Source organism: Pirellulales bacterium (assembly GCA_035499655.1).
In the GTDB taxonomy this organism is placed as follows: domain Bacteria; phylum Planctomycetota; class Planctomycetia; order Pirellulales; family JADZDJ01; genus DATJYL01.
Window position 1 is genome coordinate 1 of record DATJYL010000035.1, and the last position, 20,193, is coordinate 20,193.

21 protein-coding genes and 1 tRNA gene are annotated in these 20,193 nt (G+C 56.2%); 5 read left to right on the forward strand and 17 right to left on the reverse strand.

Annotated elements, in window-relative coordinates; translation table 11 throughout:
* The 4 genes from VMJ32_02260 to VMJ32_02275 form a co-directional block, all read right to left on the reverse strand.
* Positions 1 to 457 (reverse strand): ATP-dependent Clp protease proteolytic subunit (locus VMJ32_02260; GenBank protein ID HTQ37820.1); only part of this gene is annotated, 457 nt, incomplete at its 3' end.
* Positions 454 to 1,101 carry an ATP-dependent Clp protease proteolytic subunit gene (locus VMJ32_02265; GenBank protein HTQ37821.1) on the reverse strand — a complete coding sequence of 216 codons (648 nt, stop codon included), beginning with the start codon at positions 1,099 to 1,101 and terminating at the stop codon, positions 454 to 456. The genes VMJ32_02260 and VMJ32_02265, both read right to left, overlap by 4 nt.
* Positions 1,102 to 1,208: 107 nt before the next feature.
* Positions 1,209 to 2,696, reverse strand: coding sequence for a trigger factor (gene tig / locus VMJ32_02270; GenBank protein ID HTQ37822.1), 1,488 nt, complete (start codon positions 2,694 to 2,696; stop codon positions 1,209 to 1,211).
* A 69-nt stretch (positions 2,697 to 2,765) separates the two neighbouring features.
* Positions 2,766 to 2,838: transfer RNA gene (locus VMJ32_02275), tRNA-Gly, on the reverse strand.
* Positions 2,839 to 3,230: 392 nt separating this feature from the next.
* Here VMJ32_02275 and VMJ32_02280 point away from each other — a divergent pair.
* Positions 3,231 to 3,680: an FHA domain-containing protein gene (locus VMJ32_02280; GenBank protein HTQ37823.1), complete on the forward strand. Its 450-nt coding sequence runs from the start codon at positions 3,231 to 3,233 to the stop codon at positions 3,678 to 3,680.
* Between the two features lie 42 nt (positions 3,681 to 3,722).
* Entirely contained in the window at positions 3,723 to 4,091 is a 369-nt protein-coding gene (locus tag VMJ32_02285; GenBank protein ID HTQ37824.1) for an ASCH domain-containing protein, read from the forward strand.
* Between the two features lie 420 nt (positions 4,092 to 4,511).
* On the opposite strand, the gene VMJ32_02290 is transcribed toward VMJ32_02285, so the two are convergent.
* The 7 genes from VMJ32_02290 to VMJ32_02320 all read right to left on the reverse strand — a co-directional run bounded on the left by VMJ32_02290 (position 4,512) and on the right by VMJ32_02320 (position 10,099).
* Positions 4,512 to 4,796, reverse strand: a complete 285-nt coding sequence (locus VMJ32_02290) for a DUF2442 domain-containing protein (GenBank protein ID HTQ37825.1) — start codon at positions 4,794 to 4,796, stop codon at positions 4,512 to 4,514.
* 195 nt (positions 4,797 to 4,991) lie between these two features.
* Complete coding sequence (locus tag VMJ32_02295) at positions 4,992 to 5,393, reverse strand: clan AA aspartic protease (protein ID HTQ37826.1); 402 nt, start codon at positions 5,391 to 5,393, stop codon at positions 4,992 to 4,994.
* Between the two features lie 49 nt (positions 5,394 to 5,442).
* Entirely contained in the window at positions 5,443 to 6,933 is a 1,491-nt protein-coding gene (locus tag VMJ32_02300; protein ID HTQ37827.1) for a hypothetical protein, read from the reverse strand.
* 5 nt (positions 6,934 to 6,938) lie between these two features.
* A complete protein-coding gene (locus VMJ32_02305; protein HTQ37828.1) occupies positions 6,939 to 7,466 on the reverse strand; it encodes a hypothetical protein in 528 nt (175 codons plus the stop codon).
* Between the two features lie 53 nt (positions 7,467 to 7,519).
* Positions 7,520 to 7,996, reverse strand: a complete 477-nt coding sequence (locus VMJ32_02310; protein HTQ37829.1) for a sigma-70 family RNA polymerase sigma factor — start codon at positions 7,994 to 7,996, stop codon at positions 7,520 to 7,522.
* A 190-nt stretch (positions 7,997 to 8,186) separates the two neighbouring features.
* Positions 8,187 to 8,840, reverse strand: coding sequence for a hypothetical protein (locus VMJ32_02315; protein ID HTQ37830.1), 654 nt, complete (start codon positions 8,838 to 8,840; stop codon positions 8,187 to 8,189).
* Between the two features lie 47 nt (positions 8,841 to 8,887).
* On the reverse strand, positions 8,888 to 10,099 hold the full coding sequence (locus VMJ32_02320; protein ID HTQ37831.1) for a peptidylprolyl isomerase: 1,212 nt from the start codon (positions 10,097 to 10,099) through the stop codon (positions 8,888 to 8,890).
* 180 nt (positions 10,100 to 10,279) lie between these two features.
* On the opposite strand from VMJ32_02320, the gene VMJ32_02325 reads away from it, so the two are divergent.
* On the forward strand, positions 10,280 to 10,918 hold the full coding sequence (locus VMJ32_02325) for an RsmD family RNA methyltransferase (GenBank protein ID HTQ37832.1): 639 nt from the start codon (positions 10,280 to 10,282) through the stop codon (positions 10,916 to 10,918).
* 18 nt (positions 10,919 to 10,936) lie between these two features.
* On the opposite strand, the gene VMJ32_02330 is transcribed toward VMJ32_02325, so the two are convergent.
* Both VMJ32_02330 and VMJ32_02335 read right to left on the reverse strand, forming a co-directional pair.
* Positions 10,937 to 11,875, reverse strand: coding sequence for a prepilin peptidase (locus tag VMJ32_02330; GenBank protein HTQ37833.1), 939 nt, complete (start codon positions 11,873 to 11,875; stop codon positions 10,937 to 10,939).
* 28 nt (positions 11,876 to 11,903) lie between these two features.
* Complete coding sequence (locus VMJ32_02335; protein HTQ37834.1) at positions 11,904 to 13,751, reverse strand: UbiD family decarboxylase; 1,848 nt, start codon at positions 13,749 to 13,751, stop codon at positions 11,904 to 11,906.
* Positions 13,752 to 13,844: 93 nt separating this feature from the next.
* Here VMJ32_02335 and VMJ32_02340 point away from each other — a divergent pair, with 93 nt between their 5' ends.
* Positions 13,845 to 15,317: a leucyl aminopeptidase gene (locus tag VMJ32_02340; GenBank protein HTQ37835.1), complete on the forward strand. Its 1,473-nt coding sequence runs from the start codon at positions 13,845 to 13,847 to the stop codon at positions 15,315 to 15,317.
* An 82-nt stretch (positions 15,318 to 15,399) separates the two neighbouring features.
* Here VMJ32_02340 and VMJ32_02345 read toward each other — a convergent pair whose 3' ends face one another.
* The 3 genes from VMJ32_02345 to pgi form a co-directional block, all read right to left on the reverse strand.
* The gene (locus VMJ32_02345) at positions 15,400 to 16,584 is read right to left on the reverse strand and encodes a hypothetical protein (GenBank protein HTQ37836.1); all 1,185 of its coding nucleotides are present in this window, start codon (positions 16,582 to 16,584) and stop codon (positions 15,400 to 15,402) included.
* Between the two features lie 116 nt (positions 16,585 to 16,700).
* A complete protein-coding gene (gene rpe / locus VMJ32_02350) occupies positions 16,701 to 17,396 on the reverse strand; it encodes a ribulose-phosphate 3-epimerase (protein ID HTQ37837.1) in 696 nt (231 codons plus the stop codon).
* A 227-nt stretch (positions 17,397 to 17,623) separates the two neighbouring features.
* Positions 17,624 to 19,258, reverse strand: coding sequence for a glucose-6-phosphate isomerase (pgi, locus tag VMJ32_02355; protein HTQ37838.1), 1,635 nt, complete (start codon positions 19,256 to 19,258; stop codon positions 17,624 to 17,626).
* Between the two features lie 199 nt (positions 19,259 to 19,457).
* Between pgi and VMJ32_02360 the strand changes: the two genes are divergently transcribed.
* Positions 19,458 to 19,727 carry a DUF4404 family protein gene (locus VMJ32_02360; GenBank protein ID HTQ37839.1) on the forward strand — a complete coding sequence of 90 codons (270 nt, stop codon included), beginning with the start codon at positions 19,458 to 19,460 and terminating at the stop codon, positions 19,725 to 19,727.
* Positions 19,728 to 19,776: 49 nt separating this feature from the next.
* Here the strand turns inward: VMJ32_02360 and VMJ32_02365 are convergent.
* Positions 19,777 to 20,193, reverse strand: a 417-nt coding sequence (locus VMJ32_02365; protein ID HTQ37840.1) for a hypothetical protein, incomplete at its 5' end; no start/stop codon positions are given.

The window sequence follows — 20,193 nt, forward strand, 5'->3', positions numbered from 1 at the left end:
TGGCGTTGAGCCGCTTTTTCACGTTTTTGAATTCCTTGGCGTGAATCATGATGTCTTCCGCCGTCCCTTCGGCCCCGGCCAACGGCTGGTGAATCATCACGCGGGCATTCGGCAATGCGCGACGCTTCCCTTTGGCGCCTGCCGTAAGCAACACGGCGCCCATCGAGGCGGCTTGCCCTATGCAATACGTGGCCACGTCGCACGTGACAAACTGCATCGTGTCATAAATGGCCAAACCTGCCGACACGCTGCCGCCAGGCGAATTGATGTACAAGTGAATGTCGGCCTTGGGATCTTCCGATTGCAAAAACAACAATTGGGCCACAACGACGTTGCCGATCTCGTCATTGATGGCCGTGCCCAGGAAAATAATACGGTCTTTCAGCAGACGACTGTAAATATCCATCGCCCGCTCTTCGCGGCCCGTTTTTTCGATGACGAAGGGAATCAAAGTCATTTCGCATCCTCCTCGTCGGTTAGCGCGGGCGGTTTGGTCAACACTTCGTCCACCAGGCCGTATTCTTTGGCTTCCGGGGCGGTGAGGTAACGGTCGCGGTCGGTATCTTTGGCGATGCGCTCGATCGGCTGGCCGGTATGATGGGCCAAAATGTGATTGAGCGCCTCGCGAGTTTTGAGGATTTCGTCGGCCTGAATTTCGATGTCCGAAACTTGTCCGCCGACTTGGCCGTAAGGTTGGTGGATCATCACTTTGGCGTGCGCCAAGGCGTAGCGCTTCCCTTTGCTGCCGCCGGCCAGCAACACAGCTCCACCACTGGCGGCCAGGCCCACGCAATAAGTGGCCACGGGGCAGGACAGAATTTGCATGGTGTCGTACACAGCCATGGTGGCGGTGACGCTGCCACCGGGCGAATTGATGTAAAAGTGGATGTCTTTGCGGCGATTTTCGCTCTGCAAATACAACAGCTTCATTACCACTTCGCTGGCGTTGCCGTCGAAAATTTCTCCCTGCAGCAGAATGATGCGGTTTTCCAACAGCAAATCGCCCAGCGTAAGCATTCGCTGCCGCTGATAATCGCGGTAGTTGAGCTTCGGGCTGACTGCGGAAAGAAATTGATCGGGAACAATCGGGCTAGATTCCATGCGTTCATCCTTGCTGGCAAAACTACGTCTGCGAACCGCACTCCCACCTGTTACTGTACGTCACGCAGGCCGCATTTTGGGCCGCGGAACGCTGGTCCGGGGGAATTCTATACACGCTCCTTCGGTTCGTGTAGAGGCTCCGCCTCGCCTGCCTGTTTGGCTTCGGGAATAGCTTCCTCGGTTTCCTCGCCGCCGGCCGCTTCATCGACGGCTTCCGTTTCCAACGATTCCGGCTTAAACGGCACATCCTTGAATTTAGCGTGCTTCAAAACCAAATCGATGGTTTTACGCTCGATAATTTGGTTGCGCAGAATATCCATCAGGCCGCGCTTTTCCAGTTGCGCCCGCACCCGGCGGACGCTTTCGCCGCTTTGGGCGGCAATCAACCGGATTTCGCTCTCGTAATCTTGCGGCTGGTCCTCGATTTTTTCCTCTTCCGCAATCCGCTCCAAAATGAAGTGCTCCTTCAAGGCCCGCGCGGTGGAAACCATGCTGTTTTGACGCAGCTCGTTTTCGTGAGCCCGAATTTGATCGTCGTTAAATCCGCTGCGGCGCAGCTCCAACACGGCCCGTTCCAGCTCGCGCCGTCCTTGCCGTTTGAGCAACTCCGGCGGCAGTTCCCAATTGGCGCTGGCTACCAAGGCCTGGGTAATTTGCTGCCGAGCCCGTTGCTGTTGGTGGTATTCCAACTGCCGCTGCAATTCGTCGCGCAAGGCGGTGCGCAAATCATCTTCCGATTTGAAATTGCCCAGCTCTTCCAGGAAGGCGGGGGTAAGCTCGGGCAGTTCCAGCTTTTTCACTTCCAAAACTTCAAAGGCGGCGGCAATGGTCTTGCCGCGCAGCGCCTCGTTCTGCACGTTGTCGGAAAGCTTCACTTTTCCGGTTTTGGTTTCGCCCGCCTTGGCGCCGGTCATCAGTTTGTCGAACTTTTCGACTTTTCCGTCGCGGAAACTGAGCGTCGGCCGGATGCACAGCGTTTGCTCTTCCGTCTTCGAAATCACGTTGTCGCCGTCTTGGAACGTGATGTTCACCACCACATAATCGCCCGGCTGGGCGGCGCCGCTATGCGGAATCAGCCGGCCGCGCTGGGTCAGCATGCGTTGCATTTGGGCGTCGACATCTTTGTCGGTGAAATCTCGCGTGGGCCGTTCAAGGCTCAAGCCTTTCCATTGCGGCAGGTCGAAATCGGGCCGCACTTCAATGTTGAATTCAAAAGTCATCGGCCCTTCATCGGGAACTTCGACGGCCGATAGATCAACGTCCGGCTCGCTAATGGCGGCCAGTTTTTGCTCGTCGCTTAGTTGCGACATGCTGTCCAGCAGCAAATTGCTTTTCACCTGGTCTTTCACTTCCTTGCGGAAGCGGTGCTCCACCAATTTCCGTGGAGCGCGCCCGGCGCGGAAACCAGGCACTTGCGCCTCCGGCATCAATTCGCCAAAGGCTTCGTCGAAATAACGCTCCACATCTTCGTGCGGAATTTTCACCGTCACGTGACGCTGGCACGCGCTGGGCGCGTCGATTTTTACTTCCAAATTCAGCCGCGGGCGCTCCGCAGCTTCGGCGTCTGGTGCGTCGGGGGTTTCGGTATCCGCCATGATAATGTGTGTGGGTGTGCGGTTTCGAGGTTCAACTTCCGAGCTGTTTCGGTTAAATAAAAAATAAAGAGCGGGCGATGAGATTCGAACTCACGACAACCACGTTGGCAACGTGGTGCTCTACCAACTGAGCTACGCCCGCATTTGCCGTTTTGGGAATTGCGCTGCGAAATGACTCTGGCGCCCCCAGCTAGCATGTGCCGAATGGCACAAAACCACGGGATTATAGGTCCCGCCGGAGTCGTGGCAAGGGCAATCGGCACGCGCTGTTAAATTAGGGCGGCAAGGGCATTTCCGTCAAGCCCCCAGCAGCCGGAAATGACAAAGCCCCGTCGGCATTCCAATCCACTCTCTCGCCCCTTCTCCTCAATCCAGATCCCCGTTCCTCACAACGTTGCAGCAGGCAAATCCGCACCATATAGTAGACTTCCAGAGCGGATCGAAGAGACCCGCCCATCGAATCAAGGGTTCTCAACTCCCCTGCAAACCGTACCAAGCCGTTGCTATCACGGCAGTCGTCGCACGAGGGTGCCCATGCAAGCAAAACTTGTGGTGCTCCAGCCTGAGACCCAGCCCAACGAATACGACGTAACTTTACCCGTCACCATTGGCCGGGGGCGCGAAGCCAAGCTGAAGTTAGTGCATGCTCTGGTGAGTCGCCTGCATTGCGAATTGTTCGTCGATCATGGCCAGATGATGGTCCGTGACTTGAGTTCGCTCAACGGCACCTCCGTAGGCGGTCGCCGTGTCGAAACGGCGCCGCTAATGTCCGGCGACCTGCTGACTGTCGGCTCGGTCATTCTCCGCGTGATGTACGGAGACGAAATGGCGGCGGAGATGCTTTCGGCAACACCCTTCCGGCAGGGCAATGTGATGGTGGCGGCCGTCGACACCATTTCGCTGGAAGATACTTGTCGGGCTGCGCATCTTCCGGACGAAGACGACGACTTCAGCGAGTTGTACGACGAAGGGGACGATTATTAGTAAGTCTTCGCTCCACGGCATTTCACATTTCAACGGACGGTCGTGCTGCTCTTCAAAAAAAAATTTCTGGACGCCATTCGCCAAGGACGGAAAACGCAAACCGTCCGCTTGTGGAAGTGGCGCAAAATGAAGCCCGGCCAACGCAGCTACATTCCCGGGGCCGGCTACGTCCAAATTGCGGCGGTCGATGAAGTCGCTTTAGCGGTGCTGACCGATGAAGATGCCCGCTTGGACGGCTTCGATTCCGCCGCCGCCCTGCGGCACGAAATTGAGCAGCTGTATCCGCAACAACTAGCCGCCGGCCACCGCGCCTTCCGCATCCGCTTCACCCTGCTGCCGCCAGAAGTGCAACGGCAAATGCGAGAGGAGAAACAACAAAAGAAACGGATACAAAAAATACCACAGGGATAATCCGATGTGCTACTCAATTTTTGCAAACGATTTGAAATCCATCAAAAATGCCATCCCAATGTTCGTCCCCATACGTATAAATCTCGAGTATGTTGGGGACCCCATTTTTACAAAATAGCATTGCCCCTAACCCGCTCGGTACGCTGGGCAGGTAAATAGATGTATCTAACATCATCTTCTGCTCGCCCAATTCCATACCAGAGTGAAGACTCCGCAACTTTGTATAGCTCCCAACACCGGTGAACTCGCGGCTAAGGACCCGAAGGTGGTCAATAAATGGACGAAGCGAGCAATGCTTCTCGCAAAGATGCAGCAAGATGGCTAGCTCAAACTCATTGAGATCGCACTGTCCTGGTTGCATCAGTATGATGTCGCCCTTTGAGATTCGGAAAGATTGAACTGCAAATATCTATTCAGTTACTATTTGCTTCGCCGCTTGTTACTTTGTCCACTCACCAGCGGAAATTTTTCTGGATTGCTGAGCGATTCTACGGCCAAATCGATGTCGAGTTCCGGCCAATAAAGATGGTGCAGACTGGGAAGTTGCACGTTGGTTAGTTGCCCGATCGAAACGTCACGGAACCAGGGAAATTGATCAAACGCAACAAAATGTTCTTTTTCTTGCAGCAGTAGCCAGAATCCATGCTTGGAAACATTGGTGACTTCAACCGCCGAAATGTTTTTTCCAAGCTTTTTGGATTTCATGTTTGTGTTCCTTGATCAATTTCAAGGCGGCTTTTTGTTGTCGTGCGGTCAGCCCAAAATTTTAGGCCAATTCGATGCGCGGCTCCAACCAAAATTTAGCTTCTCCATCGGGATGCTGAACGTGCACATGGATTCGCCGCTCTTCACGAGAAAAAAAGTATAAGCGGTACGCGCCATACCGCAAAATTGTCGGACTCATACCCATTTCTTATTTAGAGGCTTAACCCGCGCGTGCGGAATATTCGGACTATCTGGATTTACGGTAATCGCTTGCCGGCTGGGTGAGACAACCAAATCCATATCTTCCATTGGGACGGCGCCAAGCAAGACTTCATCGCCGAGGACCAGCGCCCCGACAAAACAAGTGCGATTTTCAAACGCCACCCGTACCGGGCCAACATACGGCACTTTTTCTTTGCGACCGTCGGCAAAACCAACTTCTCGTTCAGACTCCGTATCCAGCGACAGTTGCACCGCCACATGCCGAGGGATGCACAGCATCAACGCGCCTGTATCGGCCAATGCCTTTGCCTGCACCGGCTTCAACTGCGGCTGCCGAGGATTGCTTAATTGGATGTCAGCGAAAATGTGTCCCATACGACTATTTTACAACAATCTCATCAGCGCCGTCTGTAGAAAAAAAGCATCATTTTTCTGTCGAAGGCACCGGAACAGTTCTGCTCGATGGGGCAGTCGAATCATTTGTCGCTGACGAGGGCTGTTTTCCTGTAAGCCAGTCGCCCAAGCTGGCGGGCCAGTCGGTGCTGATCACGGTAGCTTTTTTATCAGGAACCGAATATCGCACGACTTCGCGGCTCGTCGAATCAACCGGCCGCATAAAGGTTAATTCCGTCGCCGTCCGCCAGGCTGGGATACTTTCGAGATGCCACTGATTATTGCCCGGCGAAGCTACCCCCAGTTGCACAAGTTGTGCTTCACCGGTGGCGATGTCGAGCACCGAAACGCGCCCATCATCGAAGGGAATCGAAATATATCGGGCATCGGGACTCAATTCAAAATATTGCGCATCGTTGCCGATGGTTTGTACCGCGCTGCGTGGTACGACACGCGTCAACGTCGATTGCTTGCCCGGCTCGAAGCAAAAAATCATCGGCTCTGTATCAAAATCCTTCGCCGCCGCCGGCAAGGAAATTTCCATGGTGTCAAAGAAAATGCGCCCGTCTTTAGCCACCCGAACTCGCGACAGCTCGTTGTAGATAAAGCCCGCCAAATCTTCGCGATCCGGCAAGTGCCCGGCGTCTAAAAAATGCCCATTCTCGTCCACAACTTGCTGTCGCGACAAGATTCCGACCATGATCTGCATGAGGTGTTTTTTCGAATCGGCCGGCGTGATGTAAATCACATATTTTCCGTCCGGCGACCAATCGGGATATTCCGCGCCCTGACCTACTTCGTAACTTTTTCTCGAGCCGTCCGTGGGCACCAGCAACAGTTTTAGCGGCTCTTGTTCGTTTTCAGTCGAACCCTGTTCGCTCCAGGAAATCAGCACCGCATCACCGGTTGGCGAAACGCGCAAATTCTTGACGCCTACCCCGGCGCTTTGGCGACGATCAATTTCAGCCCCGGCGACGGCACTGTCACCGTCGATGGTGTAAATCTGAACTACGTCTTCTATGATTGTTTGCTCAGCGAATGCTTTTTGGCCTTCGTGGTTCAGCTTAGCAGCCAATGTTGCAACGGCCTTGGGATCCGAATTGTCGCGCAAGTTCATCAGTGCCATCGTCAATTGGATATTGGTCAACGATAGTTTTATCGTTACATCGTCGATGAATGCCGACCATCCATGGCTGGCCGTCAATAACTCGGTGCGCACTGCTTCGGCGTTTTTGCTAGCCACCGCGGCATCTTCGGGAAAGGCCCTGCTGGCTTCTTGCCAAGTTTGGAAGCCATGCTTGCTATCGACGATCAACCGCTGAGAATCGGGCATCCAAGCCGCGTATTTTGCATCGGGCACCAGCAGCGGCGATAGCTTTCCGGAAACATCGCACACATGCAGCCCGTCGTCGCCTAAAATTGCGGCGAGTTTACCATCCGGCGACCAGACCACTCGTTGGGCCACACAGCCGCCGATGAAAACCGCCGCCAGCAAGCAGCAGGTCCGGAAAAGATATCGCATCATCATCATCCTCCAAGTTGATGGAATAGAACCGGCAGATTTTTGATCGAATATGAAGGCGATCGAATTGTCCGATCCGCGCTCCGCTGAGCCATAGCCTGCCACCACGACGGCGAGCCGAAATTTTCTACGGCAGCGACAGGCAAATGCTCGACGGCCGGCGCCGATGCCACAAGGCTTCCTGCTGACAGGCTGCTGCGAGCTAACGCCTCAGAATGACGCTGGCTTACACTCCCCGCAAAAAAGCCCACAGCCAAACACGCCGCCAAAGCCGCGCCCCACACTGCGGCCCGCCGCCACCACATGGTTCGCCCAGCAGTTTGCAACAATTGCCGGGGAAAAATCGGCACGGTTACGGCCTCTTCCGTTGGAATCACCCGGCGCGCCAATTGGGCCACGCCCCGCCATTGTTCCAGTTGGGTGCGCACATCCGCGTCTTTGTCCTGGTAGGCCTCGATCAACGCCGAAACTTCCGACGTCGTGACGCCCAGGGCATAATCCAACAACAGCGGTTCAAATTTTTGCAGTTCCATGATGTCGTCTCGCAAGGTTAATGCTTTGTCATCACCTGTCCGTTTTCGCACAACTAGGTCATTGCAGCGCGCAGCAGTTGCAGGGCGTTGTGCAGCCGGGAACGGACGGTGCCAACGGGTATTTCCAGCGCGGCGGCGATTTCTTCGTACGACAGTTCATCACGCAGGCGCAGCTCCAACGTCTCGCGAATTTGCTGGGGAAGCGTGGCGATGGCCGTCTGCATGCGTTGCAAATCGGCATCGGTTTCTGTCTGCGGCCGGGCGGCCACTTCGCCAATGGCTTCTGTCGTTTTCCGCCGAGACCGCCGCGCCGCCGTCAGGCCCACATGCCGCGCAATGCCGAACAAAAATGCCCGCGGCGAAGCGGTGGTCTGTTCGGCTTCGCTCCGGCTCAGCCAGCGCAGAAAGGTTTCCTGAAGCAAGTCTTCGGCACAGGCGCAGGAGGCAAAGTTTCGTTGCAAATAACGCAACAATGCGGGAGCGTGGCTGCGATAAACGGCCTCAACTTGCGCCATCCGGCCATCATCCATCTGGAAGTTCCCTCTTCGACCACGGTAGCTTTCTATCTTTACGTCGCGCAGACCACGGATAAGTTCATGGCAAATTTGCTATCCCCAGGCGCAGAACAGGACATGCTATCAGACCGTGGCCCTGTTCATCGTGGAATTGTGAACTGTATCCCAGCCAATTGCTTCCATTTTTACTTGATGGCTGAAGCGCTTACATCCGCAGAATATCTCGCAGTTGTTGGGCCACTTCCGGCGGCGTGGTATGCAACAGCAGCGCTAGAGGCCAACCGAACAGCGCCAGGCTGCAAGCTAAAAACGTAAAACCGCGAGGATTGCTCGTGGTCTGGATAGCAGCCAAATCCGACGCCAATTCGTACTGCAAGCGTTTCCAGCCTGCGTAGCTTTGACGGTTGCCGATGGCCACGATCGAAACATTTCGCATCGTCGCCACGACATCAAGATAAAACTGCATTTGCATTTGCGGCAATTGCAGGGCATCGCCCGCCAGTTTGGTGTCGCTATCCAGTCGCCGCGCCGCCGTTTCCAGCACCGGTCGCAGTTGCTGCGGCGTAATATTGAAAATCACTAAGCGGGGTCGAGCTAACATTGCGTACAGCAGCACGCAAAGAATGTAAAAACCCAACAGCAGGCACCATGCGAACGGACCAAAGCGCACTGCGGCCGAAGCGGGCAAAAACAAATTCATCGGCCCCACGATCACCAGGCCACACACTGCGAACGCCAATCCTGCGACATCGGCGTGCCCTGCAACCACCGTTGGCCGCCGGCGCAAATTGACCATCCCCACGAAAAATAAATAGGCCGATAGCGGCAAGCAGCCAATCGCCAGTGGAACCGCATCCATGATCACCGCCTATGTAGTTTAACGCTGCGAATCAAACGATCAAAATATCATTTTTGCTCGATCGTTTTCGGTTCGTACGGATGATTGCGCTTGCGCAGCACTTCGGCTTTGAGAATTTTGTCAACCGGCACACTGGACGGATGGTCCCTTTCCCAGTCGGGATTGATTCGCTGGAGCCGCGTCAGCACATCCGTTCCTTCGAGCACTCGCCCAAACACGGTATGTAACCCGTCCAGTTGCGGCGTGGGAGCAAACGTGATGAAGAATTGCGAGCCACCGGAGTCAGGCGCCGCCGTGTGCGCCATGCTGAGCGTGCCGGCAAAATGCTCGCGGTGGTTGGGCAATTTGCATTCGTCAGCAATGGTGTAACCCGGGCCGCCGGTCCCGATGCGCCCCATATTTTTTTCGGCGTCCTTGCTGAGCGGATCACCCCCTTGGGCCATAAAGCCCGGCAGCACGCGATGGAATTGCGTCCCGTCGTACAGTCCCTTCTCGACCAGGCTGATGAAGTTGGCCACGGTGTTGGGCGCTTCGCTCTCGAACAATTCCAAGACGATGTCCCCCTTCGTAGTATGCAATTTTACTCGGGGCAAGTCATCGGCTTTGGTTTCCGCTTGGCGCAGTTTTTGTTCTCGCAGCCACATGGGGCGATAATGCTCGATTTCGGCCTCCAGCGCTTTCAAATCGCCCTCGTTCGGAATATTGCCGCCCCCCAGCGCTTCCAGATATTTTTTTGCCTCGTCCAATCGCATCGTGGCAAAGGCCGTGGTCGCCGCCACGCGATAAATGCTTTGGTCCGAATAGTGATGATCGATCAGCAGCTTCGCCAGTTGCCAGGCTTCCTCGTAATTGTCGATTCGCAAATTATTCACCGCCATGTTGTACAACAGCAAACCCAACTCTGGATTTTTGTCGTCCGCGGCATAGGCCTTTTCCGCGGCGGCTTGCAAAGGCGGCACCAAAGCATCGGCTTGAGCCACCACCGTGGCATACTGTATTGCAAGAGCATCTGGTTTCTGCGGCCCGGCCACCCGAAGTTGCGCTTGCACATTGGCCACAACGGCCAGCGCCGCCCGCCACTGGTCCAACAATTGGCGATATTCCGTCCCCGCGTCCGCGTTCGTCGGCTTTCCGCTGGCATCGGCCGCACTGGATTGCTTGCCATCGCTTTTAGCAGCGACTGTGTCTGCCGCCATTAGCGGCAACTGGGTTCCGCACCACACTAAACCGGCAAGGACCAGCGTTCCCCAGCGTTTCATAGTGACGGTTCTCAGCGGTGCTCGAACTTCGGAAATATGATTGGGCATGAACTTATTCTAACCCGCAGCCCTTATCTAGTACGCAACAAGCACGTCTCTAGTTGTAACGCAACGATGGGCAATCCCTGCGGTATAGCGTACCATAACATAATTGCCGCCGAACGCCGGGAGAAGAATTGCGTGCCCACCCAACCGCCAAAATCTCAAACGCCGCAGTCGAAATCCGATTCGCCCCCCCGGATTATTGGCGGTTCGCTGCGCGGACGGAAACTCATTTACACCGGCGATCCTCGCACCCGACCCATGAAAGATCGGGCCCGCGAGGGCCTGTTCAACCTGCTAGCCGATGCCGTGAAGGGCAAACACGCGGTCGATCTGTTTGCCGGAACCGGCGCGTTGGGGTTGGAGGCCATCAGCCGCGGCGCCGCTGGCGCTACGCTGGTCGAGCGGCATTTTCCCACGGCCGATATTCTCCGGCAAAATGCAGCGGCATTGGGCGTGGAAGCGCAATGTACGATTCTGCCGGCCAACACGCTGCTGTGGCCCCAGCGCTGGCCCCAGTTGCCCGCCACACCCTGGCTTGTGTTTTGTTCGCCGCCGTACGATTTCTACATTCAGCACACCGACGAAATGCTCGCGTTGGTGAATGGCCTGATCGAACGCGCTTTGCCCCTAAGCATCTTCTGTTTGGAAGCCGATACACGGTTCGATTTCGCCACGCTCCCCCAAGCCCACCAGTGGAATGTGCATACATATCCGCCCGCCGTTATCGGCATCTGGGAAAAAATCACGTCATCCACGCCGCCCCAGCAGCCGTAGTTTTCGCAAACGATGGCGCTACCACGAATGCACCCACGCAGCCAGTGGCCCTTCCACCAGGCACCAGACCAGCGCGCCGAAATACACCACGGCCGTGGGCTGAATTCGCGCAAGCACATTTTTTGTGGGCGCTGATGGTTTAGCCAACGACCAGGTATTCGCCAACCCGCCAATCACCAACACCGCCTGCCAGCCCAAAAACGCGCCCACGGCATACAGCGCCAAGGTGCTGTTTAACAAACCCATTTCGCGCGGCCGCTTCAAACCCATGTGATCCAGAACCGCCAACCGCATGATTACCGCCATTAGCATGCCGACGAACGATGTTGCTAAAGCCCGAAAGCTAATCCACTCCGGAGCCGCCGGCAGGGAATGCCACAGTGGAAACGCTTGCACCGTCGGCCAAAACATCGCCAATAAAATTCCGACGCCGGCGGGCCACGTGATCAACCGTCGCGGCAGCAGCTGACCGTCGATGTCGATCAACGCCGCGCAGAACAGCACGCACAACAGCAGCAGATGATACGTAAATCTCGCAGCATACGGAAGTGCTGCCAGCTTGCCGTGCGAAAGGTCTGTTGGAGCGATATGCGGCGCGGCTTGGACAGCGGCTTGAACCGCCGCGACCTCATCCGCTTCAAGCGCCCGTTGCTGCGGCCCGGCCCAATCGATCCAGCCCAGCGCCAAAAACATCAGGCCGACCGTCAATTCCACCAGTGGATAGCGCGCCGAAATGGTCGCCCCGCAATCGCGGCAATGGCCCCGCAACCACAGCCAGCCAAAAACCGGCACGTTGTCGTACCAGCGGATCGCGTGGCCGCATTTTGGGCAGTGCGAACCGGGGCGCTGCAAACTCAAGCCCCGCGGCAGCCGATAAATCACCACGTTCAAAAAACTGCCGATAATCGCCCCCAGGACGAACAGCCACCCGAGCAAGATGTAGGTTTGTGTTGCCATGCTCGTAATTTTAGCACGTCCGCCGCACTCAGCCGATTCCATGCAGCAGACCGCCGGCAGCAAACAATTTGTCGACCCGTCGGACCACTTCCGGATCGGGTTCCAGTGGCGGGGCATGATGCGGCTTGAGCCGGGCGTCGATCACCAGCGCCCCCGTGCAACCCCAATGTTTGTTTTCGGTGAACGAACCGATCCCGTCGATATCGACCGCCGGATTGCTGCGCGTAAATGTGACCCACAGGAAGTTGGCCAGCGAAGCCGCGGTGAACGCACTGTCGTCGACAGCCACAATCAGCGGGAACTGATTGATCGATTCACTCAGCCCGATTCCTGCACAAAACGCCGTGATGGTTTTATCAACTTCGCCGCCGGGCGCGTATTTCGGTCCCTCAATCGCCAACACGCCGGGCGAGCAAACTCGCGGATTTCTGAATCCATGGGGCAAGCGCAAATCGGCTGGCAGTTCCGTCGGCAACTCCCGCCGCACCGGCCCCGCGGCCGCAATCACGACTTTGGAACCCTCGTTCAACCGGCCGCCCGAGTAATCCAACGTGTCGATGGTCGTACAAGTTTGAAAATGCAAATCGCGCCGCCAATCGATTCGCCGCAGCACGTGTGCAAAAAACGCGGTCACGTTGCGAACATCCAATTGCGGATCATCGCTGCTGTTTGCAATAAACAAATACTTGGCAAGCGACAATTGTCCCTGACCCAAAATGGCATTTGCCTGCGTGAGCAATTCTTGCGGTCGGCCCGGCTCGGAGTAAGGCGTGTAGCGCTCGCTGCCGATGGCCAATAGCAGCGGATGCACGCCGGCTGCATCGACTGCATGCACGGCCCGCACGCCGGCAATCACTGTCGGAATAATCGGCCCGCTGATTTCGTGAATCAACTGACCGAAGACGGTATCTTCCTGTGGCGGTCGGCCGACTACGGTGAACGGCCAAATCGCGCCGGTACGATGATACACCCGCTGCACACGCAGCACCGGAAATTCATGCGCCAGACTGTAATAACCCAAGTGATCGCCAAACGGCCCCTCGGGCAAAGTGCGGTGGGGATCGACCGAGCCGCAAATGCAGAAATCGGCTTCGGCGTAAATCGGTAAGCGTGCCAGCGTAGAATCCGGATCGATCAGTGGAATCCGCCGCCGCCCCAGCGCGCCGGCAAACGAAATTTCCGGCAACCCTTCCGGCAGCGGCATCACTGCGGCCAACATCATGGCCGGCGCTCCGCCGACAAAAATGGTCACTTTCAATGGTTCTCCCCGCCGCACAGAAACTGCATGATGCACGCCAATGCCGCGATGAATTTGGTAGTGCAAGCCAACTTCTTCGTTTAGCCGATATTGGCCGCCGGAAAGCTGCACCCGATACATGCCCAAGTTCGAATGCCGCCAGCCGGGGCGGTTGGCATCTTCGGTATAAACCAGCGGCAGCGTGATGAACGCGCCGCCATCGCCCGGCCAACATTTAAGCTGCGGCAGTCGGTCGATCGTGGTTTCATGCTCCAATACCGGGCCACTCTTCACACGTTTGGGCAACAGCGTGAGCGCCGTTCGGGCCGCCCCCAACCATTGCGAGGGTTCTTGCAACACAGCGCGGGGATCAATTTTCATTTCGACAAGCCGCCGCACGCTATCCAGCGAATCGCGAAATATGTATCGGGCCCGCTCGATAGTGCCGAATAAATTCGACACCATTGGGAATGTGCACCCCTTCACCTGTGTGTATAGCACGGCCGGGCCGCCCGCCTGATTCACCCGGCGGTGAATTTCCGCAGCTTCCAGATTGGCGTCGACTTCCTCGTCCACCCGCACCAATTGGCGCGAGGCGGCCAAATCATGAATGCATTCACGTAAATTGCGGTAACCCATGAGCTGTTATTCCATCGCCGGCTGATCGCTTCTTTTCCAAGTTTATCCACCGGGGCCTGCAGAAACAGCGGTCCATCCGCTAAAATCACCGGCATGAACATCATACTTTGCTCAACGCCGCTGGCCCAAACGGCCGCCGACGCCGTCGTGCTGGGTATTTTCGCCAACGAGAAACCATCTGACGGCAAAGCACCGCCCGCCGTGGCCGCAGCCGACAAGGCCACCGACGGCCTGCTTTCCAAGCTCATTGAACGCGAGGAAATTGCCGGCAAAAAATTTGAACTGACGCCCCTGTTGGCTCCGCCGGGAATCGCAGCGGGCCAGTTATTGGTCGTCGGTTTGGGCGAGCGTGAAAAATTCAACCCCGGCGTTTCTTTTCGTGCTGCGGCCGCAGCCGCCAAACAATTGGCCGGCAAGAAACGCAAAACCGTGGCCTTCTTTCTGGGCGACACCAAGGCGGATCAGACTGAAGCGGCCGTCGCCGGCGCCATTGTCGGCTGCCAAGGACAAGATTTATATCGAGCCGAAAAAAAGCGGCAGCCGTTCGGCGAAATTTTATGGGCCGGCAGTGATGAAAAAACACTTGCCGCCGGTACTGCCATTGGCGAAAGCATGAATCTCACCCGCCGCCTCGTCAACGAGCCTCCCGACAACATTTACCCGGAAACCTTCGCCACGCAGGCACGTGAGGTAGCCAAAGCCCATAATTTGGCTTGCGAAATTTGGGATCAAGCCCGTCTGGAAAAAGAACGTTGCGGATCGTTGCTGGCTGTCGCCCGCGGTTCGGCGCGTGAGGCCCGACTAGTGATTTTGCGTTACCATGGTGGAAGCCCCGATGCGCCGAAATTGGCGCTGGTGGGCAAAGGCGTTACGTTTGATTCCGGCGGATTGTCACTCAAGCCGACCGATGGCATGCTAACCATGAAGTGCGACATGGCCGGCGCTGCCACGGTGTTGGGCGCGATGCAAGCCATCGCGCGGCTAAAGTTGCCGATCAACGTCGTTGGCCTGATGGGCTTGGTCGAAAACATGACCGGCCCGGCGGCGTTCAAATTGGGCGACGTGCTCACGGCTCGCAGCGGCAAAACCATCGAAGTTCACAACACCGACGCAGAAGGCCGGCTGGTGCTAGCCGATGTGCTGAACGTGGCTTTGGACGAAAAGCCGGCGAAAATCATCGATCTGGCCACACTCACCGGCGCCTGCATGGTTGCGCTGGGGACCGAAACTGTCGGCGCGATGACGAACAATCAACCGTGGTGCGATACAGTTCTCGATGCCGCCCGTCGTGTCGGCGAACCTGCTTGGCAGTTGCCCATGACGCCGGAAATTTACGACGAGCAAATCAAAAGCGACGTGGCCGACATCAAAAACGTGGGCGAGGGCCGCTGGGGCGGGGCGATCACCGCCGCGAAATTCTTAGAACAATTCGTGCACGATGTGCCGTGGACGCACCTGGACATCGCCGGACCGGCATTTCTGGAAAAACCCAAGCCCTGGTCTGATGGCGGCGCCAGCGCCTGCATGCTACGCACGCTGGTTGCAGTGGCGCGGCGCTGGAAATGATGATATAATGCCGCGACCGTTGGTCGCGCTGAAGTGTAAGTTAACGTCGACTGGCAGGGCTGCGCGACCAACGGTCGCGGCTTTATGTGGCAGCAGCTTTAAAACGCCCGTTACGAATTCGCCGCAGTGCAAAGGGAAGTGCCATTCCCAATAGCACCAGAGTATTGGGTTCCGGCACAACAACGGCTGTCAGCGTAACGCCAGTTGAGGTGTAATTCAGATTGAAATGGCCGCCGGAAAATGTTGGTAAACTGGTTTGTGAAAAAGTGTTTGTTCGCGATTGGGCGCTGATGATGTTAAATGTCTCGCCGTTGAAGGGAATAAAATTGTTGGTTAGCGTAACTTTCAGGGTGCCGCTCAGCGAAGCCGAAGCGGTGGTGGTTAGCGCGCCGTAGTCGGTTCCGGCATTGGGGCCACCCAGGCCAATGTCTAGCTCGTTGGTTTGGTGGTAATTGCCGGAAAGGCTCAGCGCGCCGGCCGTTGCAGTGGCCGTGGCGCCAGCCAAAGTTAGTACGCCGTTGTTGTTCAACGTTGCTGCGGTGTCCGCTGCATTCGCAATGCTCAAACTCGAACCGGTGGTGAGGAGTGAAAGAGTATTGGAAATGTTGAACGAGCCGCCCGTTTGGGAAAAGACGCCAGTACCCTGATAGCCAATGTAGAGTATGGCGGCGCTCAACGTGCCGCCGGAAAGATTATAGTTGCCGCTGGTGTTGATGCTGCCCGAGGCCATGTAGATGGTCGTGGCGCTATTGGATCCGCCGCTTTGATTCATCGTGCCGCTGCCTCCCTCGCCGATATATTCAAAGGCCGCGCCAGAGAGATTGGGGTTAATGGCGCCCGTGCCGGAGAGATAGTAGATGCCCGTGGAATTGGTGTTCGCGCCCAACACCAAGGTTCCCGAAGCAGTGAAATTGTTCGCTCCGGCCGAATGCGTGAACGTGCCTGACCCTGCCACGCCAATTTGTTCGTCGTCGGCAGTTAGGGAACCGCCAGTGAGCGAAACCAAACCGCTTTGACTCGACGACTGCCCTAAATTCAAAAAACTAACGAACGCGCTGCTGGAGCCAATTTGCGCCGTGCCCCCGTTATTGATGTTGGCGTTGACCGACGAATTCGGCGCACCACTGTCCCAATTTCCATCAGTATACCAACTGCCAGTGGTGCCCATCCAATTAGTATCGGCTCCGGCGTTAGGTGACCACGCTAAGGCTAATACGAACGCCAACATCAAGCGGCAGTCAGCGCGCAATAACACGGTTAGATTCATTCCTACCATTCAGGCCTCCCACGAAAGAGTCACCCGATTGTAAACCGTCTGCACTCGATTGCAACGATTTTTTGTGGAAAAGCCCAACGCAATGCCGGCAGAAAACGGCAAAAAAACTACAAACTCGCCGCTTTGTGTAGCGCTGCGATGTTGTCGGCCACGCTGGCTTCGCGGTTGAAGACCGCGGTGCCGCACACGGCCAATGTTGCGCCGGCTTTCTCGGCCGCGGCAATCGTGCCCGTGTGAATGCCGCCGTCGACTTCGATGTGCACGTCAAGAGATTGCGAACTGCTGCGGCCGGACGATTTGCTCGCCGCCAGCATCTTTTTCAACCGCGCAATTTTATCCACGCTCTCGGGAATGAACTCCTGTCCGCCGAAGCCCGGATTGACAGTCATCACCAATACCAAATCGACGTCGCCCAAAATCTCTTCCAGCATTACCAGCGGCGTGGCCGGGTTCAACGCCACGCCAACCTGTGCGCCCAATTCGCGAATTTGCTGCAGCGTGCGGTGCAAATGGGGACACGTCTCTACATGCACGGTTACCAAATTCGCGCCGGCCTGCACAAAATCGGCAATGTAGCGATCCGGCTGCTCGATCATCAGGTGCGTTTCGATCATCGCACCCATCTTGGCGACAATCGGCTTAATCGCTTGCACCACCAACGGCCCCATCGAAATGTTGGGCACGAACTGCCCGTCCATGATGTCGCAATGAATCCGCTTCACGCCGCAAGCCAAAGCGTCGGAAACTTGCTGGCCCAGGCGAGTAAAATCGGCCGCGAGAATTGAAGGAGCAAGTTCGATCATGGTTTAGTTTTACCGCAGAGACGCAGAGGCACAGAGAGGACAAAAAGAAAAACTATAAAGAAGCCAAGAATGCAGGAATGGAAAATAGAAATTCTGAATCAAGTATGCCGCAACAACTACCAAGTTACGCCTTCAATTTTTTGCCAATGTCCTTTCCTGAATTCCTAACTTCCTGTGTTCCTTATAAAAATGCTTCACTCTGCGTCTTCGCGTCTATGCGGTTTAAATCACTTACTCCCGGATTGCCGGTAACGCCCAATCAGCGCATTCGTGGAGCTGTCGTGCTTGAGCGGGGCGGTTTTGTCTTCCAGTTCTGGAATAATCCGCATCGCCAACACCTTGCCTAATTCTACACCCCATTGATCAAACGAGTTGATGCGCCACACCGCTGCCTGCGTGAAAATTTTGTGTTCGTACAGGGCGATGATTTTTCCCAGCGCCTCCGGGGTCAGTTTATTCAGCACAATCGTGTTTGTCGGATGGTTCCCTTCGAACACCCGGTGCGGCACTTGGTAGTCAGGCACGCCGTCGGCAATCACCTGTTCGCGGGTTTTGCCGAAGGCCAGTGCTTCGGTCTGGGCGAAAAAGTTGGCCATTAGCAGCTCGTGGTGCCGGCCCAGCGGATTCAATGTTTGCTCAAAGCCGATGAAGTCGCAGGGAATGAGTTTGGTCCCCTGATGAATCAGCTGGTAGTACGCATGCTGACCATTGGTGCCGGGCGTGCCCCATACGATGGGCCCGGTTTGGTAGTTCACACGGTTGCCATCCAGGTCGACGCTTTTGCCGTCGCTCTCCATGTCGAGCTGCTCGAGATATGCCGACAACCGGCCCAAATAGTGGTCGTACGGCAAAATCGCCACCGATTGCGCGCCGAGAAAATTGTTGTACCAAATGCCGATGAGCCCCAGCAGCACGGGCAGGTTTTTCTCCAGCGGCGCGGTGCGGAAATGCTGGTCCATGGCGTGAAAGCCGGCCAGCATTTCGTGGAAGCGGTCCGGGCCAATGGCAATCATGAGCGACAGGCCGATGGCCGAATCGTACGAGTAGCGCCCGCCGACCCAATCCCAAAACTCGAACATATTGGCCGTGTCGATGCCGAACTTGGCCACTTCTTTGGCGTTGGTGGAAACGGCCACGAAGTGTTTGGCTACCGCCTTTTCGTCCTTCAATTTCGCCAGCGACCATTGCCGGGCCGTGTGGGCGTTGGTCATCGTTTCCAGCGTGGTGAACGTTTTGGACGAGATGATGAACAGCGTTTCTTCGGGGTCCAAGTCGTGGGTGGCTTCGGCAAAATCGGTGCCGTCGACGTTCGAAACAAAGCGAAACGTGCGGCTGCGATCGCTGTAGAACCGCAGCGCATCGTACGCCATGGCCGGGCCTAAATCGCTGCCGCCGATGCCAATGTTGATGATGTTTTTAATCGGCTTGCCGGTGTGGCCACGCCACTCGCTGGAGCGAATGCGGTTAGAAAACGCCGCCATTTTATCCAGCACTTTGTGTACCTCAGGCACTACGTCCTGCCCGTCGACAAAAATCTTTTCGCTCTTAGGGGCCCGTAACGCCACATGCAGCACGGCGCGGCGTTCGGTAATGTTGATTTTTTCGCCGGCGAACATGGCGTCGCGGCGCTGACAAAGTCCGCTTTCCTCGGCCAGGTGCAGCAGCAGCTTGAGTGTTTCGTCGATGATGAGGTTTTTCGAATAATCGAAATACACTCCGATGGCTTCTTGCGACAGCCGTGTGCCGCGGTTTGGATCGTCAGCAAATAATTTTCTCAAATGCGTGGTTTTGATTTGCTCGGCATGTTGCACCAGCGCCTTCCACGCCGGTCGCTGGGTGGGGGGCAGGATGGCAGTCGACATAAAATCCTCCCATCAGTAATTACGAACCGCAGGGCCTAAATTTCCTAAGCCTTTCGAGTTCCCAGCATAACGGTTGCACCAGCTTCCTGAACAGAGTTACGGCCGAAGTCTCGTGGCTCTGGCAATCTGCGCACTTTGTACCCTATAATTTTGGCGTGATCGCACGGGATGGTCATTCACCCCTGCTGGAGTTGCCGCCATGTCGACCAATACCGAACAACTAAAAGCGACGCTCGAACAATTGCACGGGCAATTGGCGGAAATCGACACGCTGGATCCCGCCGCCCGCGACAATCTGTCCGCGGCCATGCAGGAAATTCAACGGGCCCTTCAAAATAAAACCTCGCCCGCTGCCAAACCGCTGATGCGACGGCTCGGCGAATCGGCTCGTCAGTTTGAAGACAGCCATCCGGCGCTTGCCGGCACGATCGGCAGTCTCATTGATGCGCTGGGCCGCAGCGGAATTTGAGAACCAGCGAGAGCCTGCAAACAACGGGCCGACGCCCACCGCCCAGCGTTCATTTATTTGTACTCGCCGTACCGGAATTGCCGACTTTAGCGCTCGGCTTCTTTCGGCCTTCGCCCAAGGGAGTGGAAAGCGTAACTTTGATTTCATCGGCCATCGCCAAACCCTGCGGCGAATAAACTCCCTTGGCGTCCACTTTGTCCCCCACCTGCGCCAAACGCAGATCGCTGACATTGACTTTGATTGACGGATTGGCTCCTAAATCGACCGAGTAAGTTCCGTTGGGGGTCTGCACGGTCAGCGAATTATTTTTGATGCTTTTGATATGACCGATGATCAGACCACCTGGATCATCGTTGGCCTCTTTTTTTCCGGTCACTTCGGAGCGGAGCGAGCCCATCGCCGCTTGCGGCGAAATAATCTCTAATTCGTTCACCGGCGCCGTGGCTTTCCCTTTTTTGTCGAACTG

What these genes read in the sequence shown, in the direction of transcription:
- VMJ32_02265 (HTQ37821.1), bottom strand. Translation starts at nt 1,101, where the DNA reads ATGGAATCTAGCCCGATTGTTCCCGATCAATTTCTTTCCGCAGTCAGC.
- tig (HTQ37822.1), bottom strand. Translation starts at nt 2,696, where the DNA reads ATGGCGGATACCGAAACCCCCGACGCACCAGACGCCGAAGCTGCGGAG.
- VMJ32_02280 (HTQ37823.1), top strand. Translation starts at nt 3,231, where the DNA reads ATGCAAGCAAAACTTGTGGTGCTCCAGCCTGAGACCCAGCCCAACGAA.
- VMJ32_02290 (HTQ37825.1), bottom strand. Translation starts at nt 4,796, where the DNA reads ATGAAATCCAAAAAGCTTGGAAAAAACATTTCGGCGGTTGAAGTCACC.
- VMJ32_02295 (HTQ37826.1), bottom strand. Translation starts at nt 5,393, where the DNA reads ATGGGACACATTTTCGCTGACATCCAATTAAGCAATCCTCGGCAGCCG.
- VMJ32_02300 (HTQ37827.1), bottom strand. Translation starts at nt 6,933, where the DNA reads ATGCGATATCTTTTCCGGACCTGCTGCTTGCTGGCGGCGGTTTTCATC.
- VMJ32_02305 (HTQ37828.1), bottom strand. Translation starts at nt 7,466, where the DNA reads ATGGAACTGCAAAAATTTGAACCGCTGTTGTTGGATTATGCCCTGGGC.
- VMJ32_02310 (HTQ37829.1), bottom strand. Translation starts at nt 7,996, where the DNA reads ATGGATGATGGCCGGATGGCGCAAGTTGAGGCCGTTTATCGCAGCCAC.
- VMJ32_02315 (HTQ37830.1), bottom strand. Translation starts at nt 8,840, where the DNA reads ATGGATGCGGTTCCACTGGCGATTGGCTGCTTGCCGCTATCGGCCTAT.
- VMJ32_02320 (HTQ37831.1), bottom strand. Translation starts at nt 10,099, where the DNA reads ATGAAACGCTGGGGAACGCTGGTCCTTGCCGGTTTAGTGTGGTGCGGA.
- VMJ32_02330 (HTQ37833.1), bottom strand. Translation starts at nt 11,875, where the DNA reads ATGGCAACACAAACCTACATCTTGCTCGGGTGGCTGTTCGTCCTGGGG.
- VMJ32_02335 (HTQ37834.1), bottom strand. Translation starts at nt 13,751, where the DNA reads ATGGGTTACCGCAATTTACGTGAATGCATTCATGATTTGGCCGCCTCG.
- VMJ32_02340 (HTQ37835.1), top strand. Translation starts at nt 13,845, where the DNA reads ATGAACATCATACTTTGCTCAACGCCGCTGGCCCAAACGGCCGCCGAC.
- VMJ32_02345 (HTQ37836.1), bottom strand. Translation starts at nt 16,584, where the DNA reads ATGAATCTAACCGTGTTATTGCGCGCTGACTGCCGCTTGATGTTGGCG.
- rpe (HTQ37837.1), bottom strand. Translation starts at nt 17,396, where the DNA reads ATGATCGAACTTGCTCCTTCAATTCTCGCGGCCGATTTTACTCGCCTG.
- pgi (HTQ37838.1), bottom strand. Translation starts at nt 19,258, where the DNA reads ATGTCGACTGCCATCCTGCCCCCCACCCAGCGACCGGCGTGGAAGGCG.
- VMJ32_02360 (HTQ37839.1), top strand. Translation starts at nt 19,458, where the DNA reads ATGTCGACCAATACCGAACAACTAAAAGCGACGCTCGAACAATTGCAC.